Origin of the sequence: unidentified bacterial endosymbiont (assembly GCF_918797525.1) — a bacterium.
Classification (GTDB): domain Bacteria; phylum Pseudomonadota; class Gammaproteobacteria; order Enterobacterales; family Enterobacteriaceae; genus Enterobacter.
The window spans coordinates 1,686,824-1,699,822 of sequence record NZ_OU963893.1 but is presented as its reverse complement, the minus strand read 5'-3'; the positions used below and the strand labels follow the sequence as shown (position 1 = coordinate 1,699,822).

The 12,999-nt window shown below is 45.6% G+C and carries 19 protein-coding genes; all 19 read right to left on the bottom strand.

Features of this window, described 5'->3' with window-relative positions; all coding sequences use genetic code 11:
* Window position 1 precedes the first annotated feature (1 nt).
* The 19 genes from sctS to NL510_RS08025 are packed head-to-tail and all read right to left on the bottom strand — an operon-like array spanning window position 2 to window position 12,984.
* Window positions 2-262, bottom strand: coding sequence for a type III secretion system export apparatus subunit SctS (gene sctS / locus NL510_RS08115; protein WP_253383450.1), 261 nt, complete (start codon window positions 260-262; stop codon window positions 2-4).
* 15 nt (window positions 263-277) lie between these two features.
* Window positions 278-928 carry a type III secretion system export apparatus subunit SctR gene (sctR, locus tag NL510_RS08110; protein ID WP_253383439.1) on the bottom strand — a complete coding sequence of 217 codons (651 nt, stop codon included), beginning with the start codon at window positions 926-928 and terminating at the stop codon, window positions 278-280.
* A gap of 5 nt (window positions 929-933) precedes the next feature.
* Window positions 934-1,872 carry a type III secretion system protein SepQ gene (locus NL510_RS08105; RefSeq protein WP_253383433.1) on the bottom strand — a complete coding sequence of 313 codons (939 nt, stop codon included), beginning with the start codon at window positions 1,870-1,872 and terminating at the stop codon, window positions 934-936.
* The gene (locus NL510_RS08100; RefSeq protein WP_253383424.1) at window positions 1,853-2,257 is read right to left on the bottom strand and encodes a hypothetical protein; all 405 of its coding nucleotides are present in this window, start codon (window positions 2,255-2,257) and stop codon (window positions 1,853-1,855) included. The genes NL510_RS08105 and NL510_RS08100 overlap by 20 nt, the downstream gene beginning before the upstream one ends.
* Window positions 2,257-2,637 carry a hypothetical protein gene (locus NL510_RS08095; protein ID WP_253383418.1) on the bottom strand — a complete coding sequence of 127 codons (381 nt, stop codon included), beginning with the start codon at window positions 2,635-2,637 and terminating at the stop codon, window positions 2,257-2,259. Before NL510_RS08095 ends, NL510_RS08100 begins: the two co-directional genes overlap by 1 nt.
* 5 nt (window positions 2,638-2,642) lie before the next feature.
* Window positions 2,643-3,968 carry a FliI/YscN family ATPase gene (locus tag NL510_RS08090; RefSeq protein ID WP_436299127.1) on the bottom strand — a complete coding sequence of 442 codons (1,326 nt, stop codon included), beginning with the start codon at window positions 3,966-3,968 and terminating at the stop codon, window positions 2,643-2,645.
* Window positions 3,968-6,010, bottom strand: coding sequence for a type III secretion system export apparatus subunit SctV (gene sctV, locus NL510_RS08085; RefSeq protein ID WP_436299126.1), 2,043 nt, complete (start codon window positions 6,008-6,010; stop codon window positions 3,968-3,970). The genes NL510_RS08090 and sctV overlap by 1 nt, the downstream gene beginning before the upstream one ends.
* Window positions 6,010-6,357: a hypothetical protein gene (locus tag NL510_RS08080; RefSeq protein ID WP_253383416.1), complete on the bottom strand. Its 348-nt coding sequence runs from the start codon at window positions 6,355-6,357 to the stop codon at window positions 6,010-6,012. The genes sctV and NL510_RS08080 overlap by 1 nt, the downstream gene beginning before the upstream one ends.
* Before the next feature lie 42 nt (window positions 6,358-6,399).
* Window positions 6,400-7,458 carry a TyeA family type III secretion system gatekeeper subunit gene (locus tag NL510_RS08075; RefSeq protein ID WP_253383413.1) on the bottom strand — a complete coding sequence of 353 codons (1,059 nt, stop codon included), beginning with the start codon at window positions 7,456-7,458 and terminating at the stop codon, window positions 6,400-6,402.
* Entirely contained in the window at window positions 7,451-8,161 is a 711-nt protein-coding gene (locus tag NL510_RS08070) for a hypothetical protein (protein WP_253383411.1), read from the bottom strand. The genes NL510_RS08075 and NL510_RS08070 overlap by 8 nt, the downstream gene beginning before the upstream one ends.
* Window positions 8,162-8,166: 5 nt before the next feature.
* Entirely contained in the window at window positions 8,167-8,763 is a 597-nt protein-coding gene (locus tag NL510_RS08065; protein WP_253383403.1) for a type III secretion system domain-containing protein, read from the bottom strand.
* A gap of 6 nt (window positions 8,764-8,769) precedes the next feature.
* Window positions 8,770-9,516 (bottom strand): type III secretion system inner membrane ring lipoprotein SctJ, encoded by a 747-nt coding sequence (sctJ, locus tag NL510_RS08060; protein WP_253383401.1) that lies wholly within the window; start codon window positions 9,514-9,516, stop codon window positions 8,770-8,772.
* Complete coding sequence (gene sctI / locus NL510_RS08055) at window positions 9,513-9,881, bottom strand: type III secretion system inner rod subunit SctI (RefSeq protein ID WP_253383394.1); 369 nt, start codon at window positions 9,879-9,881, stop codon at window positions 9,513-9,515. The genes sctJ and sctI overlap by 4 nt, the downstream gene beginning before the upstream one ends.
* Window positions 9,882-9,891: 10 nt before the next feature.
* A complete protein-coding gene (locus tag NL510_RS08050) occupies window positions 9,892-10,092 on the bottom strand; it encodes a DUF1039 domain-containing protein (RefSeq protein WP_253383391.1) in 201 nt (66 codons plus the stop codon).
* A 42-nt stretch (window positions 10,093-10,134) separates the two neighbouring features.
* On the bottom strand, window positions 10,135-10,350 hold the full coding sequence (gene sctF, locus NL510_RS08045; RefSeq protein WP_253383383.1) for a type III secretion system needle filament subunit SctF: 216 nt from the start codon (window positions 10,348-10,350) through the stop codon (window positions 10,135-10,137).
* A 55-nt stretch (window positions 10,351-10,405) separates the two neighbouring features.
* On the bottom strand, window positions 10,406-11,152 hold the full coding sequence (locus NL510_RS08040) for a hypothetical protein (RefSeq protein ID WP_253383381.1): 747 nt from the start codon (window positions 11,150-11,152) through the stop codon (window positions 10,406-10,408).
* A gap of 22 nt (window positions 11,153-11,174) precedes the next feature.
* Window positions 11,175-11,975: a hypothetical protein gene (locus tag NL510_RS08035; protein WP_253383379.1), complete on the bottom strand. Its 801-nt coding sequence runs from the start codon at window positions 11,973-11,975 to the stop codon at window positions 11,175-11,177.
* A 17-nt stretch (window positions 11,976-11,992) separates the two neighbouring features.
* Window positions 11,993-12,589 carry a hypothetical protein gene (locus tag NL510_RS08030; protein ID WP_253383377.1) on the bottom strand — a complete coding sequence of 199 codons (597 nt, stop codon included), beginning with the start codon at window positions 12,587-12,589 and terminating at the stop codon, window positions 11,993-11,995.
* 26 nt (window positions 12,590-12,615) lie between these two features.
* On the bottom strand, window positions 12,616-12,984 hold the full coding sequence (locus NL510_RS08025) for a hypothetical protein (RefSeq protein WP_253383375.1): 369 nt from the start codon (window positions 12,982-12,984) through the stop codon (window positions 12,616-12,618).
* Window positions 12,985-12,999: the final 15 nt, after the last annotated feature.

Here is a 12,999-nt window from a genome sequence, read left to right as displayed (position 1 = left end):
GTTACCTGCCAATCTGCTGGAATATCAGATTGGTATAGCTAAGCAGTGCATGCCCCATCCAGTTGTAAGTCATCACCAATACCACAGAAACGACCACTAACTTCACCAAAAAAGGCACTGTCTGGTCCTGGATCTGTGTCACCGCCTGGATAAGACTGATAATTACGCCAACCACAGATGCGGCCACGACCGTGGGTAAGGATAGCCATACAACAATCCATAAAAGTTCTACGCCAAGGTGCGCTATAATATCATTACTCACGCGTCTTCACCTTCATCAGAATGAAAGAACCAATTTTTCAATTAAATACTGCCACCCGCCTGCAATAATAAATAACATAATTTTAAATGGCAGCGATATGGTTGTCGGGGAAACCATCATCATCCCCATTGCCAGCAAAATATTCGACACAATCAAATCGATAGCGACAAAGGGTAAATACAATAACAGCCCAATCTTAAAAGCCTCATCCAGTTGGGTGATACCAAAGGCGGGTAACATAACAAATAGTGAATCGGCGTTAAGCCGCTGTTGATATTGTTTAGGCCATATCTGATGCCCGATACGGCTAAAGTAATTGATCTGTTTTTGTTTGGTGTTCTTTTTTAAAAACTCCATATAAGGTTCAATAATCGTTTGCTCAACATTAGCGTAAAGATTTTCATCCGCAATGGAAAACGGATGTTTCTCAAAACGGTCGCTAATGGACATTCCCACCGGAGCCATGATAAAAAATGTTAACATCAGCGCCATGCCATAGATCGCCATATTAGGCGGTATCTGTTGGATGCCTAAGGCATTACGTAACAGGGAAAATACCACTGCAATTTTGAGAAAAGAGGTACAGCTCACGACAATAAACGGGAGTATAGAAAGCGAAACCAGCAGAATGATTAATGCATATGGCTGATGAATAAATTCACTCATTGTTATTACTCTGACAACAGCTTATTGATCCGAACTCCCGGTATATCACCCAATAAAACAAAATTACCGGTCGCGAAAATTTTCCCATTGACGCGAACGTTAACCGTCTCAGATGTTGCTATGTCTGGCTTTATAACACTTCCGGGCTTAAGTGCCGATATTTCTGCAAATGTCAATAATGTGCTTCCTATATCGAAAACAACATTCACATTAATGTCAGCCAGCGAAGACAATACAGCCTCGTCTTCAACAATCTCATTTTCTTCTGGCGTTTTTATTTCGCTTACCATATATGCCTCGTTATCCTTGACTAATTTAATGAGAACGTCCCCGGCGATCATCCAAAAGTGAACATCCTGTTTATGGTATTCAGCGGGAAGCATAATCACTGCCCCAGGCTGGCATTCGGCAAGGCGACCATAAGGAAAGGTCACAGGACCAACGGTCATTGGGCAGCGCAACAACGGTTTAGTACCGCCCTTTGCCGCCACCAGAGGCTTCCACTCTTTGACCAGCCCACGCAGCGCATCTTCAGGCCAATCGACCAACGTTAAATCCAGCTTTTTGTTCCCCTGGTTTAAGGTCACTACAGGAGACCAACCCGATAAAAGACTGGCGTAGCCAGAGACTTCTTCCAGGGCTATATCTGCATTTTTTAATTCTTCACTCACTGCCAGCAGACTCCATTGTGCGGCTAAGGCGAGAAGGTTTTCGTCCGCACTTTGAAGATCGCAAAAGCATATTTTCTCTTCAATCCAGTTACGCCAGGCGTGTTCTTCGCACCATGCATTTAACCTTTCCTGATGCCAGCGGAACGTCAACCAAATACCTTCGCCGTACATCACGCGAAAACGGAGTGTAGATTTATCGCTGGGTTTATAAAATCCGCTACCGATAAAAGCCGATTGTTGAATAAAAAGATCGCTATACCCTACGACTTTCAAATATCACCTCTACCTTGCAACGTTGCACGCCTGAAGACAATTTTTTCTCAATCCCCTGAGATAACCCCAACAAGGCGCCGTGTTGCTCAGGGTTAACCACAGTAAACCCGACATAAAGACACTCTCCCTGTAATGAAAGAAAAATCATTGCATCATTAAAAAAACCACTTTTAATTTTATAACATGCATTTTTTTCGCCTTCATAACTCACTTCGGCCGTAAGCCCCAGCCCCTGCAATAAAGTATTTCGCAGAACCTGAAAAGATAAGACAGTGAACTCGCCTTGACCATTGTATGAGTCAACGTTTTGGGTAGCCGTTTTTTCACCTTCCTGGCCCCACGGCGAAACAGACTGTCGGTTAATGAAAATTGAATTATGCGCCATCAGGGACTGTCTTCAGTAGCAATAATATAGTTTATTTTCTCCTGCGCGATGAGTACTTCTTTTAACATTCCCTGTAATTCATTTTCTTTTTCAATTAATATTTCCCGCTGCTGCGCCATTTTAGCCACCTGAAGTCCAATGTTTTCATATTTCGTTTGGTAACTGCGCATATCTTCTTGCCATTTCATTAAACTCAGACGTTCGACTTTGCCAGCAAACTGGCTGCAGGCCAGTTGCCAGGCCTTTTGGGTTTCTGTTTGCAACTGTCGCAATTTTATAATCTCCTGCTCTACCTGTTTTTGCAGTCGCACTACGCGTGAGATAGAGTTTCTGATTGTTCTCTCTTTGCGCTGCTTAATATACAAAAGCTGATGAAGCATTCAGGTTATTCCACAGCCGCTCTCAACATCTCTAGCGTTTCCGGTAAGGTTTGAGGATTCCCGGCAGGCTGTTGCAGGAACTGACATATGGCAGGCCAGCAGCGTAATGCTTTGTCAGAGTCAAAATCTTCTCCCTCTCGGTACTCTCCGACGCGGACCAGCAGTTCAATTTCGCGATACAGGGCCATTAAGCTTCGTAGATGGCCGGCTAACCACACATGCTCTTCATCGGCAATTTGTCGCATAACGCGACTGACGCTCGCGCTCACATCAATGGCCGGGTAGTGGTTGGCTTCCGCCAGTTTGCGCGATAACACGATATGACCATCGAGAATAGAACGCACTTCATCCGCTACGGGCTCATTCATGTTGTCACCTTCAACCAGCACGGTATAAAAGCCGGTGATGCTCCCCACCCTGCCATTTCCCGCCCGCTCAAGCAGACGGGGCAATGTTGCAAAGACGGAGGGGGGGAACCCCGATGCCACCGGCGGTTCGCCGCTTGATAACCCCACCTCGCGCGCAGCACGCGCATAACGAGTCAGGGAGTCAATCATCAATACGACATTTTTACCCTGGTCACGGAAATATTCTGCAACTGTCGTCGCGACGAAAGCCGCTTTTAAACGTTCTAATGCCGCTCTCTCAGATGTGGCGACAACCATGACGCAGCGTGAGCGAGCATGTTCGCTAAGGGTGTATTCGATAAACTCTCGTACCTCGCGCCCGCGTTCCCCCACAAGCGCTAACACAATAATATCTGCCTCTACACCATCGCAGAGCATACTGAGTAAGGTGCTTTTTCCTCCTCCTGCCGCGGCAAATATGCCTATTCGTTGCCCACGGCCACAGGTTAGCGTCGCGTCGATAGCCCTGACGCCAACCGGCAAGATATCGGTAATCAGCTCTCTTTCCATAGGATCAGGCGGGAGTGCATCTAAAGGGCGATACTCTGTTCCATACGGGATTTCACTGTTATCAGGCAAGCGGCCTAGCCCATCCAGGGTTTTACCGAGCAGAAAATCACCCACGGCTATTTTATATTCAGCCCCCGACGCGACAACCGGGGTTCCACAGCGTAAACCAGCGGCAATGTCAAAAAGAGACAAGTAGGCATAACCATTTTGTAGTGACACCACTTCCGCTAAGAGTTTCTGTTCGCCGATATAGCAAAGCTCACCTAAATGCGCCCAGGGAATATAGGCTTTTAAAATAGTCGCCTTCACCTCGGTGAGGTAGCCAACGGGCGCAATCTTAGGCGGCTGTATCTTGCCTCCCATATCGGTACCCAGCACCGACGTAATAAGCCGGTTAATATCGGGTTTGCGTATCACGATGGCTCACCAATGAGGTCGATACCACCCATAACGTCGAAATCATTAACATCACTCACTTCCATAAAGGAAAGGACAGAAAACCTGTAATAGTCTGACTCGATCATTTTGCGTAAATAGCGCCGGGTGTCGATAGCGGTGAGCAGGATCCCGGCACGATGTCCTTCGAGCGCCTGCGCTATTTTGTCGGTAATCGTTTGAGTGGTACTTGAGTCCAGCGCCGAATAAGCCCCTGCAACAGACTGGCGTATCGATTCTCTGATAAGACTTTCGATATTAGAACCGATTATCCATATTTTGCCGTTATTTATTTTATGCTGTCGGTTAACAATCTGCCTTTTTAACGCCACGCGAACATACTCCGTTAACGTGACGATATCTTTTTCCTTCGCGGACCATATAATCAGCGTTTCAAAAATCGTACGAAGGTCGCGAATCGATACCCCCTCGTCGACTAATCGTTGTAACACATCAGAGACCCGGTTTAATTGCACCTGACGTTGCAGCTCTTTCACCAGTTCGGAATAATTACTCTCCATTGCATCCATCAGATAGCGGGTCTCTTGCACGCCGATAAACTCTTTCGCATTGCGCTCAAGTATGACTTCCATACACCAGGCTAACCCTCGCCCACACTCGTAAGCGGTATCACCTTGTAAAAGAACTTTTTCTTTGGCTTCTTCGTTTAGCCAAGATATGTCGACATCAGAGAATAATTTCTGAGTAATAACCCCCGACTCAATCGCTTCCAGCGAAGTGCCTGGCGCGGCAACATAAGGGTGTTCGGGCACAAGATAAACCTCACGAACCGGTTCATGGTAAAGGCAAAAAACCACTTTAGGCAGGCCTTGATCCTCCTCGCTGGGCAAATTTTCTACCTTTATTTTGCCCAGCGCGATGCCATGGCTCTCAAAAAACCGCCAGCGCAAGGCTTCCAGAGCATCAGCGAGATCGCCGCTTTCCATTGATGAAGGCACCCGAACCACCAGCGGTTCGACGCCAGGCGACAGACTTGTGCTCTCATTTCCCTGTTCAGCACCGCTTTCATCGCCGGTACTTTCACCTCTGCGGTGAATTAAATAGCCGGCGCCACCAATAAGCACCGCCATCGGCAAGAACACGGCTGCCGGAAAACCGGGAATACAGGCAAACAGCGTCAGTACCGCGCTGGCAATGAGGAGGGGCATGCTCCTGCTACCCAGTTGAGTAAAGAGTTCAGTCGCAAGATTGTTGTTACCATTAACGCCAGGAACGCGAGTGACCAATACACCGGCCGTGATTGAAATCAGCAGAGCGGGTATTTGAGCCACTAAGCCATCACCCACAGAAAGGATCGAATACGTTGAGAGGGCCTCTGAAGCACTCATTCCTTCATGCATAACCCCGATGGCCATCCCACCGAAAATGTTGACGAGAATGACGATAATGCTCGCAATGGCGTCTCCTTTCACAAACTTCATGGCGCCATCCATCGAACCATAAAGCTTACTCTCATGCTGAACCATCTCTCTACGCATAGCGGCCTGTTCAACGGTGATTGAACCCGCACGTAAATCACCATCGATACTCATCTGTTTGCCAGGCATGCCATCAAGTGAAAATCGCGCACTGACCTCGGCAACACGCTCCGACCCTTTGGTAATAACAATGAACTGGACAATGGTAATAATAGAAAAAATGATTAAACCGACCGTGAGGTTTCCCCCCACCACAAAATTCCCGAATGCATACACAATATTTCCTGCGTCATGCTGCAGTAAAATGAGGCGGGAAGTGCTGACGGTCAAGGAGAGACGATAGAGGGTGGTAATCAGCAATAATGAAGGGAAAACCGAGAACTCAACGGCACTGTTCAGGTAGACGACCACCATTAGCAGCACGAGCGAGAAAACCAGGTTAAAAGCAATTAATACATCAACCACTGCAGTCGGTAAGGGCAATATCATCATGAATACGGCCAACACCAGCGCCGCAGCTAAAATAGCCCCTTGATATTTACTGATTTTCTTTTGCCCGAACAAAGTCAATTCCTTTATTATTAGCTTAAAAATGATAACATATAAGCCTTTTGATACTCAAAAATCCGATACCAATCATCAGAACTTAATTCATCAGGAAATACACAGCTAAATGACAAGTAATTATTGACGAAAAAAAAGCTCCCAACAACTCCAAAAATAGACTCCGGGCGCATACTTTGACACAACCGTAAAGCAATATCCGACTGTACTGCGTTAGTTTTTAATGTTAATACCACTACGCTTTGCGCATCGTTATCTATAACATTAATACGTACAGTGAAAGCCCCGCTGGTAAATCTATTTTGTGAACTTACATTAACCCCATCAATATTACAAAGTGAAAAAAAAAGCGCTAGCTTGCTCATCACCTGGTGATCCATTATGACCTCAGCACACTGATATTTGCATTACTGGCTTAATTGATAAATGTACTCTTCGGTGGCTTCAACCAGTTGGTTTCTTTGCTGAACATCAAGGAAGCAGATTTCAGGCAAAAATTTAAGCACGTCACAGAGTTTAATAAGATATAACACCCGTTTATTCATTTTAATGTTCAGGTACGTAATTCGGTTGGCTAACCACTCCGGGTACATCCAGCGTTGCTCGATCATCAGCAAAATTTCGCTAAGCGCCTGGTCTTCTGAAAGGCCAACGATCTTAGCCAGCCCGCGAGCGATATCCTCCATCCCCATGAAAATCAATAATTTTTTTAAATCGAACAGCGCAGCAACCAGCCTGGGGCCGACGAGACCAGACTCCCCCGTGGAAAGCTCAAAAGCAAAAGTATGTATCAGTACCCGAATGCGTTTTGAACGGTCTGACCACTCTTTAATAGTGTTGAACCATTGCCAAATTCCTTCAGGTGAGTTTCCTTCCCGATCGTGGCGGTGATGCTGGCGAATAATACGCTGCATGGAATGCATAGTTTCGGAATCGACTGAACCTAACTCTAACTCGGCAAACATCTCCAGAGCCCAGTCCTCTTTTCCTGCCAGCAGTTCATCTAACTGCTCAGAGAGGCGTTTACGTCGTTTGCTCCCGGGGGCTAATCCATTCATTTCAGCGGCTAATAGCAGTGCAGCATCGCTAAAACTTAACTCCCCCTGGCGAAACAGCGTGAAAATATCGTCGTTTCCGCCAGACTTAAGATTTTCCAGCACAGCGTCGAGTTTATCTCCGGCCACCTGCTCTGCCAGTAACGCAAGCTGTTCATCCCGCTCGATGAGCTCATCATTACCTGACCCCAGAGTACGCTGTGATTTCCCTCTTAACCTGTTTCCTAATACCAGGCTCATATCTTCCATCGTATCCTGGAGCGCCACATCCTGCATGTCGCTTAATGCCGCTTCAACATCACTGGAAGGTAACTCCTGCATTTGTCTGCGCGTATCAACTTTCCTGGCCAGCTCATCCCGGGTTTGGCCGTGCCATAATGCGACAGGTTGCGTATGGTTAATTTTATTCATAGCACTCTGCCACCGGCAGGGTATTCGCCACAGGCTGGCTGCGTAACTGCGCTAATATATCATCCAGCTCAGCGTTCATATCCAGTAAGACGCTGACTAACGAATTACTTAATTTTGCCTGACAAGCTGTAAGCGCAGTATCTACTACAACGTTAACATGGCACCGGTTGTTTTCAGGGCTATCAGCTAACCTTTGGCTGAATGTTTTTGCTAATGCTTCACAAGGCAGCGCCAAAACTAAATCGGGTTCTTTTTCAAACTGCCTGATCATCTCTTTGACGCGTACATACAGCGGTTCGTCCCAGTTTGCGCCAATCCCCCACTGCTGAAGGGCCTCAATCGTCCACTGCTGGGCCTTCAGCATCGCGGTAGAATAAAGTTGCTGTTCTAAATCGCTCTCCTCAACCATCCATTGCACTGCTTCAGACACTAATTTTCTGCGCTCTGTTTCGTTGTTACGGGTCAATTGCTGCAGGGTGAGTGCGTTTTGCGCAAGAAGCTTTTCCTGCTGAGCGACCAGGCACTGGCGTTGCTTTCTTCGCATTTTCCTGATCGAACGGGCGGCGCTGTTGCGCACGCGGGTGATATCATTATTCACACGGTAGTAATCATTCAGCACTTCTGGCTTAAGGATGATTTCACCAGGCTCTGGCACATAAGCAAGGAACTCTGCAGCGTGGCCAAAAAGCGTTTTCTCGCTCAACAGTTTCATATAAATCTCTCCAGGCGCACCAGCATGGCGTTCATCGCCTCTAATTCTGACTGACTCAACAATTGAACGTCCTCACACACGTCGAGAGGCGGCAGGGTATGAATAATCATCTTACCAACCCAGTCATCACCGACTATTTGCGAATAAATTTGCACCCCCAGAGTAAACGCGAAGCCGGGTAGTTGATCGGCACTGATAATGGATTCTTTATTTTCACCCTGGCACAATACCGATAACTGGTTTACGGTAATGTCACCTAAAAGGTCGACCAGAACACGGCGAAATTGGCCGAGGACAAAATATTCCGCATTATTGAGGGACATTATGCCTAACGATGTCAGTATGGCTGGCAATTTTGGCATCCATTGGATCCATTGCCGTTGATATTCCGTCAGGCAGTTACCCCGGTCATGCCATTCCCACTGTAACCGCTGACGAAATAAACTGTCGATTCTCGGGCGCAACACGGGGTAGGTAAAATAATCATCATGCCAGTCATTCAGTTCGCATAGACTCCAGTATTCTTTATGCACTAGTTCGCCCGGGCAAACATAAAACCGGTACAACGTCAGATATACTTTGTCATCTACCATACCGGGTTATCCTTTGTCTTGAGCGCGTTTTTTCCATTTTTTAAACCGACTATAACCAATCATTACGAGGAAAATTAACCATGCACACCCCACCGCCGCTACGGCGATCCAAAAGCCGTAAAGATTAAGCCAGTCTTTCAATGACTGCTGTTTTACGGGTTTAATGGTGGTGGTGAGGTAATGCACGGGCTGTAAAACCACGCTTATTTTGTCATAATCAAGATCGGGGATACTGTCATGTACCAGCCCTTTAACCTGGGTAACAGAGTTTTGTAGATTGACGTCTGGAGAATATTTTATGAAAACGGATACCGACGACATTTTTTTATCAGAGGTATCATCCGTCACCACCGGTTGAGCGATGGAAACACGCGCAGAAATGACGCCATCCATATCAGATAGCATACGTTCCACGCTCTGCTCTTTCAAATAGACAATCTTACTCAACTCCTGCCCTGGGGAAGTCACCAGCTGGTCGCTTGGGAAGACATCCTCGATAGTGCGATATTTTTTTTGCGGATAACCATGGAGGCTCAGTATTTCAACAGCGGACACAAAATCGTCTTTATCAATCGACAACGTAAATAAACCGTCTTTATTGACCGCTTTCTCAACGTCAATATGTTGGGAAAGTAATAGTGCAACCATCTGGTTAGCCTCATCCTGCGACAAATTATCATAAAGCTCTGATTTACAACCACAGAGCATCATGACAATAAGTAATGGGCTTAAAAACCTTAAACATTGCATCATTGCATAGTCGTCAATTTATTAATAGCTTGCGAAAATTGCCCGGCAACCTTCGCGGTTAAATCCAGATTGAAAGACAAATTAAAAAGTTCGTATTGTGCGCCCAATAAATTTGTCACGCTATCTGTCTTAGTCCCACTCATCTGTTCGTCACGGGTAATGGAATTCACTTTTGTCACCGTGCTGGCAAACATTTCCTGCTGCTGCTGGAGTGCATCGGCCATTTGAGCCTCAGGGACGGGTTGTGACGAGGCCATCATTTTTTTAAATGTTTCGATATCCCTGACGTCCGGCACGTTAATATTTGCCGCAAGCTCGTTTGACGGTAAAGATTGTAACGCCGCGTTCGATATTGCTGATATATCCATACATCACCTGTTACGCTAGTGTAAGTAATGCCACTTTGTCTTTCATTTCTGGTGAGAGCCGCTCTGCCACACGGGCAAAACCAGCCTCATCTTTAAGAAGGATATAATAAAGTGCTTCACACAACTCTTTGTCATTCACATCTGCAATCAACAAAGGTAGCACCTTAAGGATCGCATCGCCTTCGGCTCGCATACGATATTGTGCGGCCATGAAAAGGCAATCCACTAATAGCCGTTTAGTTGTACTGGTCATTTAAATTTTAGACGTAATGCCTGACAACAGGTCTTTAAACATTTTTATCATGGCGCTGTCCAGTTGCACCGCGGTAGAATACTGCTGGGTCCACTGCTGGATGCGCAGCATATCTACCGGGCTATTAAGGTCTGCAATGGACATATTATTCTGCACATTCCCCCAGTTATTGCTGGCTGAGGTCAGAAGCTGTGAATTTACACTTTCGAGACTCATCGTAATTATTCCTTTAGCGATGTTAAATGTGGCCTGTAAAACAGGCCACGATGTATTAACCGATAGCAGCTAACGCACGGGTTAAATTCTGTGCGAAGCCTGCTACGATACTGACTAACCTCGAAAAGAAACCTGACGAATTTTTACCCTGTTCTGAACACTCTTTGGCATTACTCTGCGCCTGATTGCTCACTAACCTGGTCAGTTCAGCAGTAGTTTCCATTTTTTTAGCGCCAGCACTTAAAATGCTGCCACCGATTTTAAAGGGCTGACTCACAAGTTGACTAATAGGCTCAGCACAACGTCCCATCAGACTCAGCTTTCTGTGCGGACGTAGTTCTTTGCGATGAGCTTGTGTAAAGGCTATCTGCTCATCTCCCGACATACCTTTTGCTATTTGCTCTGTTCTTCTGCGCAATCCATTCTTCTCGCCAATGCCTCTGTCGCCTAAAAAGCCTAAAAACTGTGATACCCCACCCGCAAGGCCACCAGCAATTTCCCCTGCGCTACCCAGCATGGTGCCCTTCATCGTTTTATTCGCTGCATCGCGCTCATGCTCCACGGTATGCTCCATGGCGCCAGTAGCATTAACGGACTGTTCAACAGCCTGCGTATACTGCAGGTTGCGAAGATTAGCCTCAGACTCTGCCAGATCCGCAAAAGCTTCTATCAAGTCCTTTCGTCCAGGAGTAATAACGCTCAAATGCGTGGTATTACTGCTATTCTTGGTAGCTGAAGTAACCGTACTGGTACCAGTATTATTCGTTTGGCTGACTGGTGTACTTGAAAGTGAATTTCCCATTTAATTACTCTCCTGTTAATGATTAGGCTGCTTTAGCTATAACTTGCATATTCAAATTGCCAAGTGCATTCACCGCTGAGTTGATATCCTCCAGCATTTGAATATTCTCATTGACCTGGGTTTTAATATTACCCTGCTCTTGTTGCTTAATAGACTCAGAAAGCTGACAGTTGTAATCAATTAATTCCATATTAGTTTTGATTATGGCGATATCTTCTTTGAGTTTGGCTGTTTGCATACCAAATATACCATCATCAATTTTATTAACGCTATTACCAACCGTATTAATAATGGCCGTGCGTTTAATAAAATCTTCAAGACCACCGTTTGCAATATGGGTTAACGCGCGTGAACCCATGCCTGGCTCTTTGATTCCAGCCTTAAGACTTTTTTGAACGCCCTTGCCTACCCGCTGCATCGGCTTCGCCAGACCAAGGTGCTTCATGATGCCGTTAGTTGCCTTTTTGATACCTTTATTCAGGCTTTTAGTTAATGTCTTTTTTGCTGCTTTCGCAATGTGTTTAACAGGCCTGATAACAGCCATGACAATATTAACAATATGCGTAAAAATACTGATAATGGCGTGCAGAATACGGTGCCGATGTTCCTTTTGATATTCCTCCTCATTATCTTCCTGAGTCTCAAGCGCATTTTGCTGTTGCTGTTTGATCCCAGAAATTTCACCTTTATTCTGGATACTCTGACTTTGAACAGAAAGTAACATATTAAGTCTGTTCATCATTCGGATTGCCATGAAATTTTTCATCACGCCGCTGGAGCCATTGGCACTGGCGTTTGTTGAATTTGTACCTGAAATAAGCATACGAACCTCCAAATTAACTATTTTAAGTTTGAGACTATCTGAGAGATAACCTGATTGGATTTTGCCATAGTTTGTGAGATGGCAGTAATGCCCTGGCTGAGCGTCTGAAGAGTCACCTGTAAACCAAGCTGATACTTGCTATTTGAATCAGAATAAGCCGTCGACATAATATCGAACTGGCCTTTAATAGCTTGTAACTGCCCTTCATTAAACTCAGTAGAAGTACTTATAGGAGAAAATGAGCCGCCTGAACCTCCGTCTGTGACGCCAGTGATCACAATGGCGTTTTCGTTGATAAAATCCACAACATCTTCAGGCAATGCTGCTGTGATGTTGGGGTCGTTTTCTTCAGAAACTTCGTTTTGAACATTCGTGAGTACTTCGTTGGTTTCATTGGACATTTTTTGGCATTCCAGTTCATCCTGTGTCTGCCTGTTGTACTCCTCACCTAACGATACCATTTCACCTTTAACGGCATTACAGTGTGCAACCAATAGCAGACAGACAGCCGAAAATAGACTGACTTGTGAATAGATAACTGAAGATGAAGATGTTACGCCTACCGGTGATGAGGCATAAATAAGTCCAGGTGTAGCGCTAACATTCATTTGCATGTGATAACCTCTTATGAAAACCTTCGTTAATTCGATTTACTTTGTAGTATCGATTTCACTTTTTCTTTTTTCTCAGGAGCTGCAGCGCTATCATTGTTCAGGGATCGCTGATTCTCTGGAAAAGAAGAACTATTTTGATTCTTCATTGCGATAAATAATTGGTACTGGTCGTTTGCCTTACGGATTTCAGCCTTGAGTGTTTCCGTATTGGCCTTAAACTCGGGACCGTATGCCTTCTCAAACTCTGAGAGTTGCGCAGCGATACGAGGATCCGTTTGTGCCCTCTCAACTAACTGCATGTACTGCTCTTTCAATTTATTAAAACGCTCTAACTCACAAAGAAGCCTGTATCTCTCACGCTCTACATTTGCCGACACTTGTTCTAATTCAGTCATACCACCCTCTCATAA

What these genes read in the sequence shown, in the direction of transcription:
- NL510_RS08080 (WP_253383416.1), bottom strand. Translation starts at nt 6,357, where the DNA reads ATGAGCAAGCTAGCGCTTTTTTTTTCACTTTGTAATATTGATGGGGTT.
- NL510_RS08075 (WP_253383413.1), bottom strand. Translation starts at nt 7,458, where the DNA reads ATGAATAAAATTAACCATACGCAACCTGTCGCATTATGGCACGGCCAA.
- NL510_RS08030 (WP_253383377.1), bottom strand. Translation starts at nt 12,589, where the DNA reads ATGCAAATGAATGTTAGCGCTACACCTGGACTTATTTATGCCTCATCA.
- NL510_RS08035 (WP_253383379.1), bottom strand. Translation starts at nt 11,975, where the DNA reads ATGCTTATTTCAGGTACAAATTCAACAAACGCCAGTGCCAATGGCTCC.
- NL510_RS08100 (WP_253383424.1), bottom strand. Translation starts at nt 2,257, where the DNA reads ATGGCGCATAATTCAATTTTCATTAACCGACAGTCTGTTTCGCCGTGG.
- NL510_RS08040 (WP_253383381.1), bottom strand. Translation starts at nt 11,152, where the DNA reads ATGGGAAATTCACTTTCAAGTACACCAGTCAGCCAAACGAATAATACT.
- sctF (WP_253383383.1), bottom strand. Translation starts at nt 10,350, where the DNA reads ATGAGTCTCGAAAGTGTAAATTCACAGCTTCTGACCTCAGCCAGCAAT.
- NL510_RS08050 (WP_253383391.1), bottom strand. Translation starts at nt 10,092, where the DNA reads ATGGCCGCACAATATCGTATGCGAGCCGAAGGCGATGCGATCCTTAAG.
- NL510_RS08095 (WP_253383418.1), bottom strand. Translation starts at nt 2,637, where the DNA reads ATGCTTCATCAGCTTTTGTATATTAAGCAGCGCAAAGAGAGAACAATC.
- NL510_RS08025 (WP_253383375.1), bottom strand. Translation starts at nt 12,984, where the DNA reads ATGACTGAATTAGAACAAGTGTCGGCAAATGTAGAGCGTGAGAGATAC.
- sctI (WP_253383394.1), bottom strand. Translation starts at nt 9,881, where the DNA reads ATGGATATATCAGCAATATCGAACGCGGCGTTACAATCTTTACCGTCA.
- NL510_RS08065 (WP_253383403.1), bottom strand. Translation starts at nt 8,763, where the DNA reads ATGGTAGATGACAAAGTATATCTGACGTTGTACCGGTTTTATGTTTGC.
- sctR (WP_253383439.1), bottom strand. Translation starts at nt 928, where the DNA reads ATGAGTGAATTTATTCATCAGCCATATGCATTAATCATTCTGCTGGTT.
- sctJ (WP_253383401.1), bottom strand. Translation starts at nt 9,516, where the DNA reads ATGATGCAATGTTTAAGGTTTTTAAGCCCATTACTTATTGTCATGATG.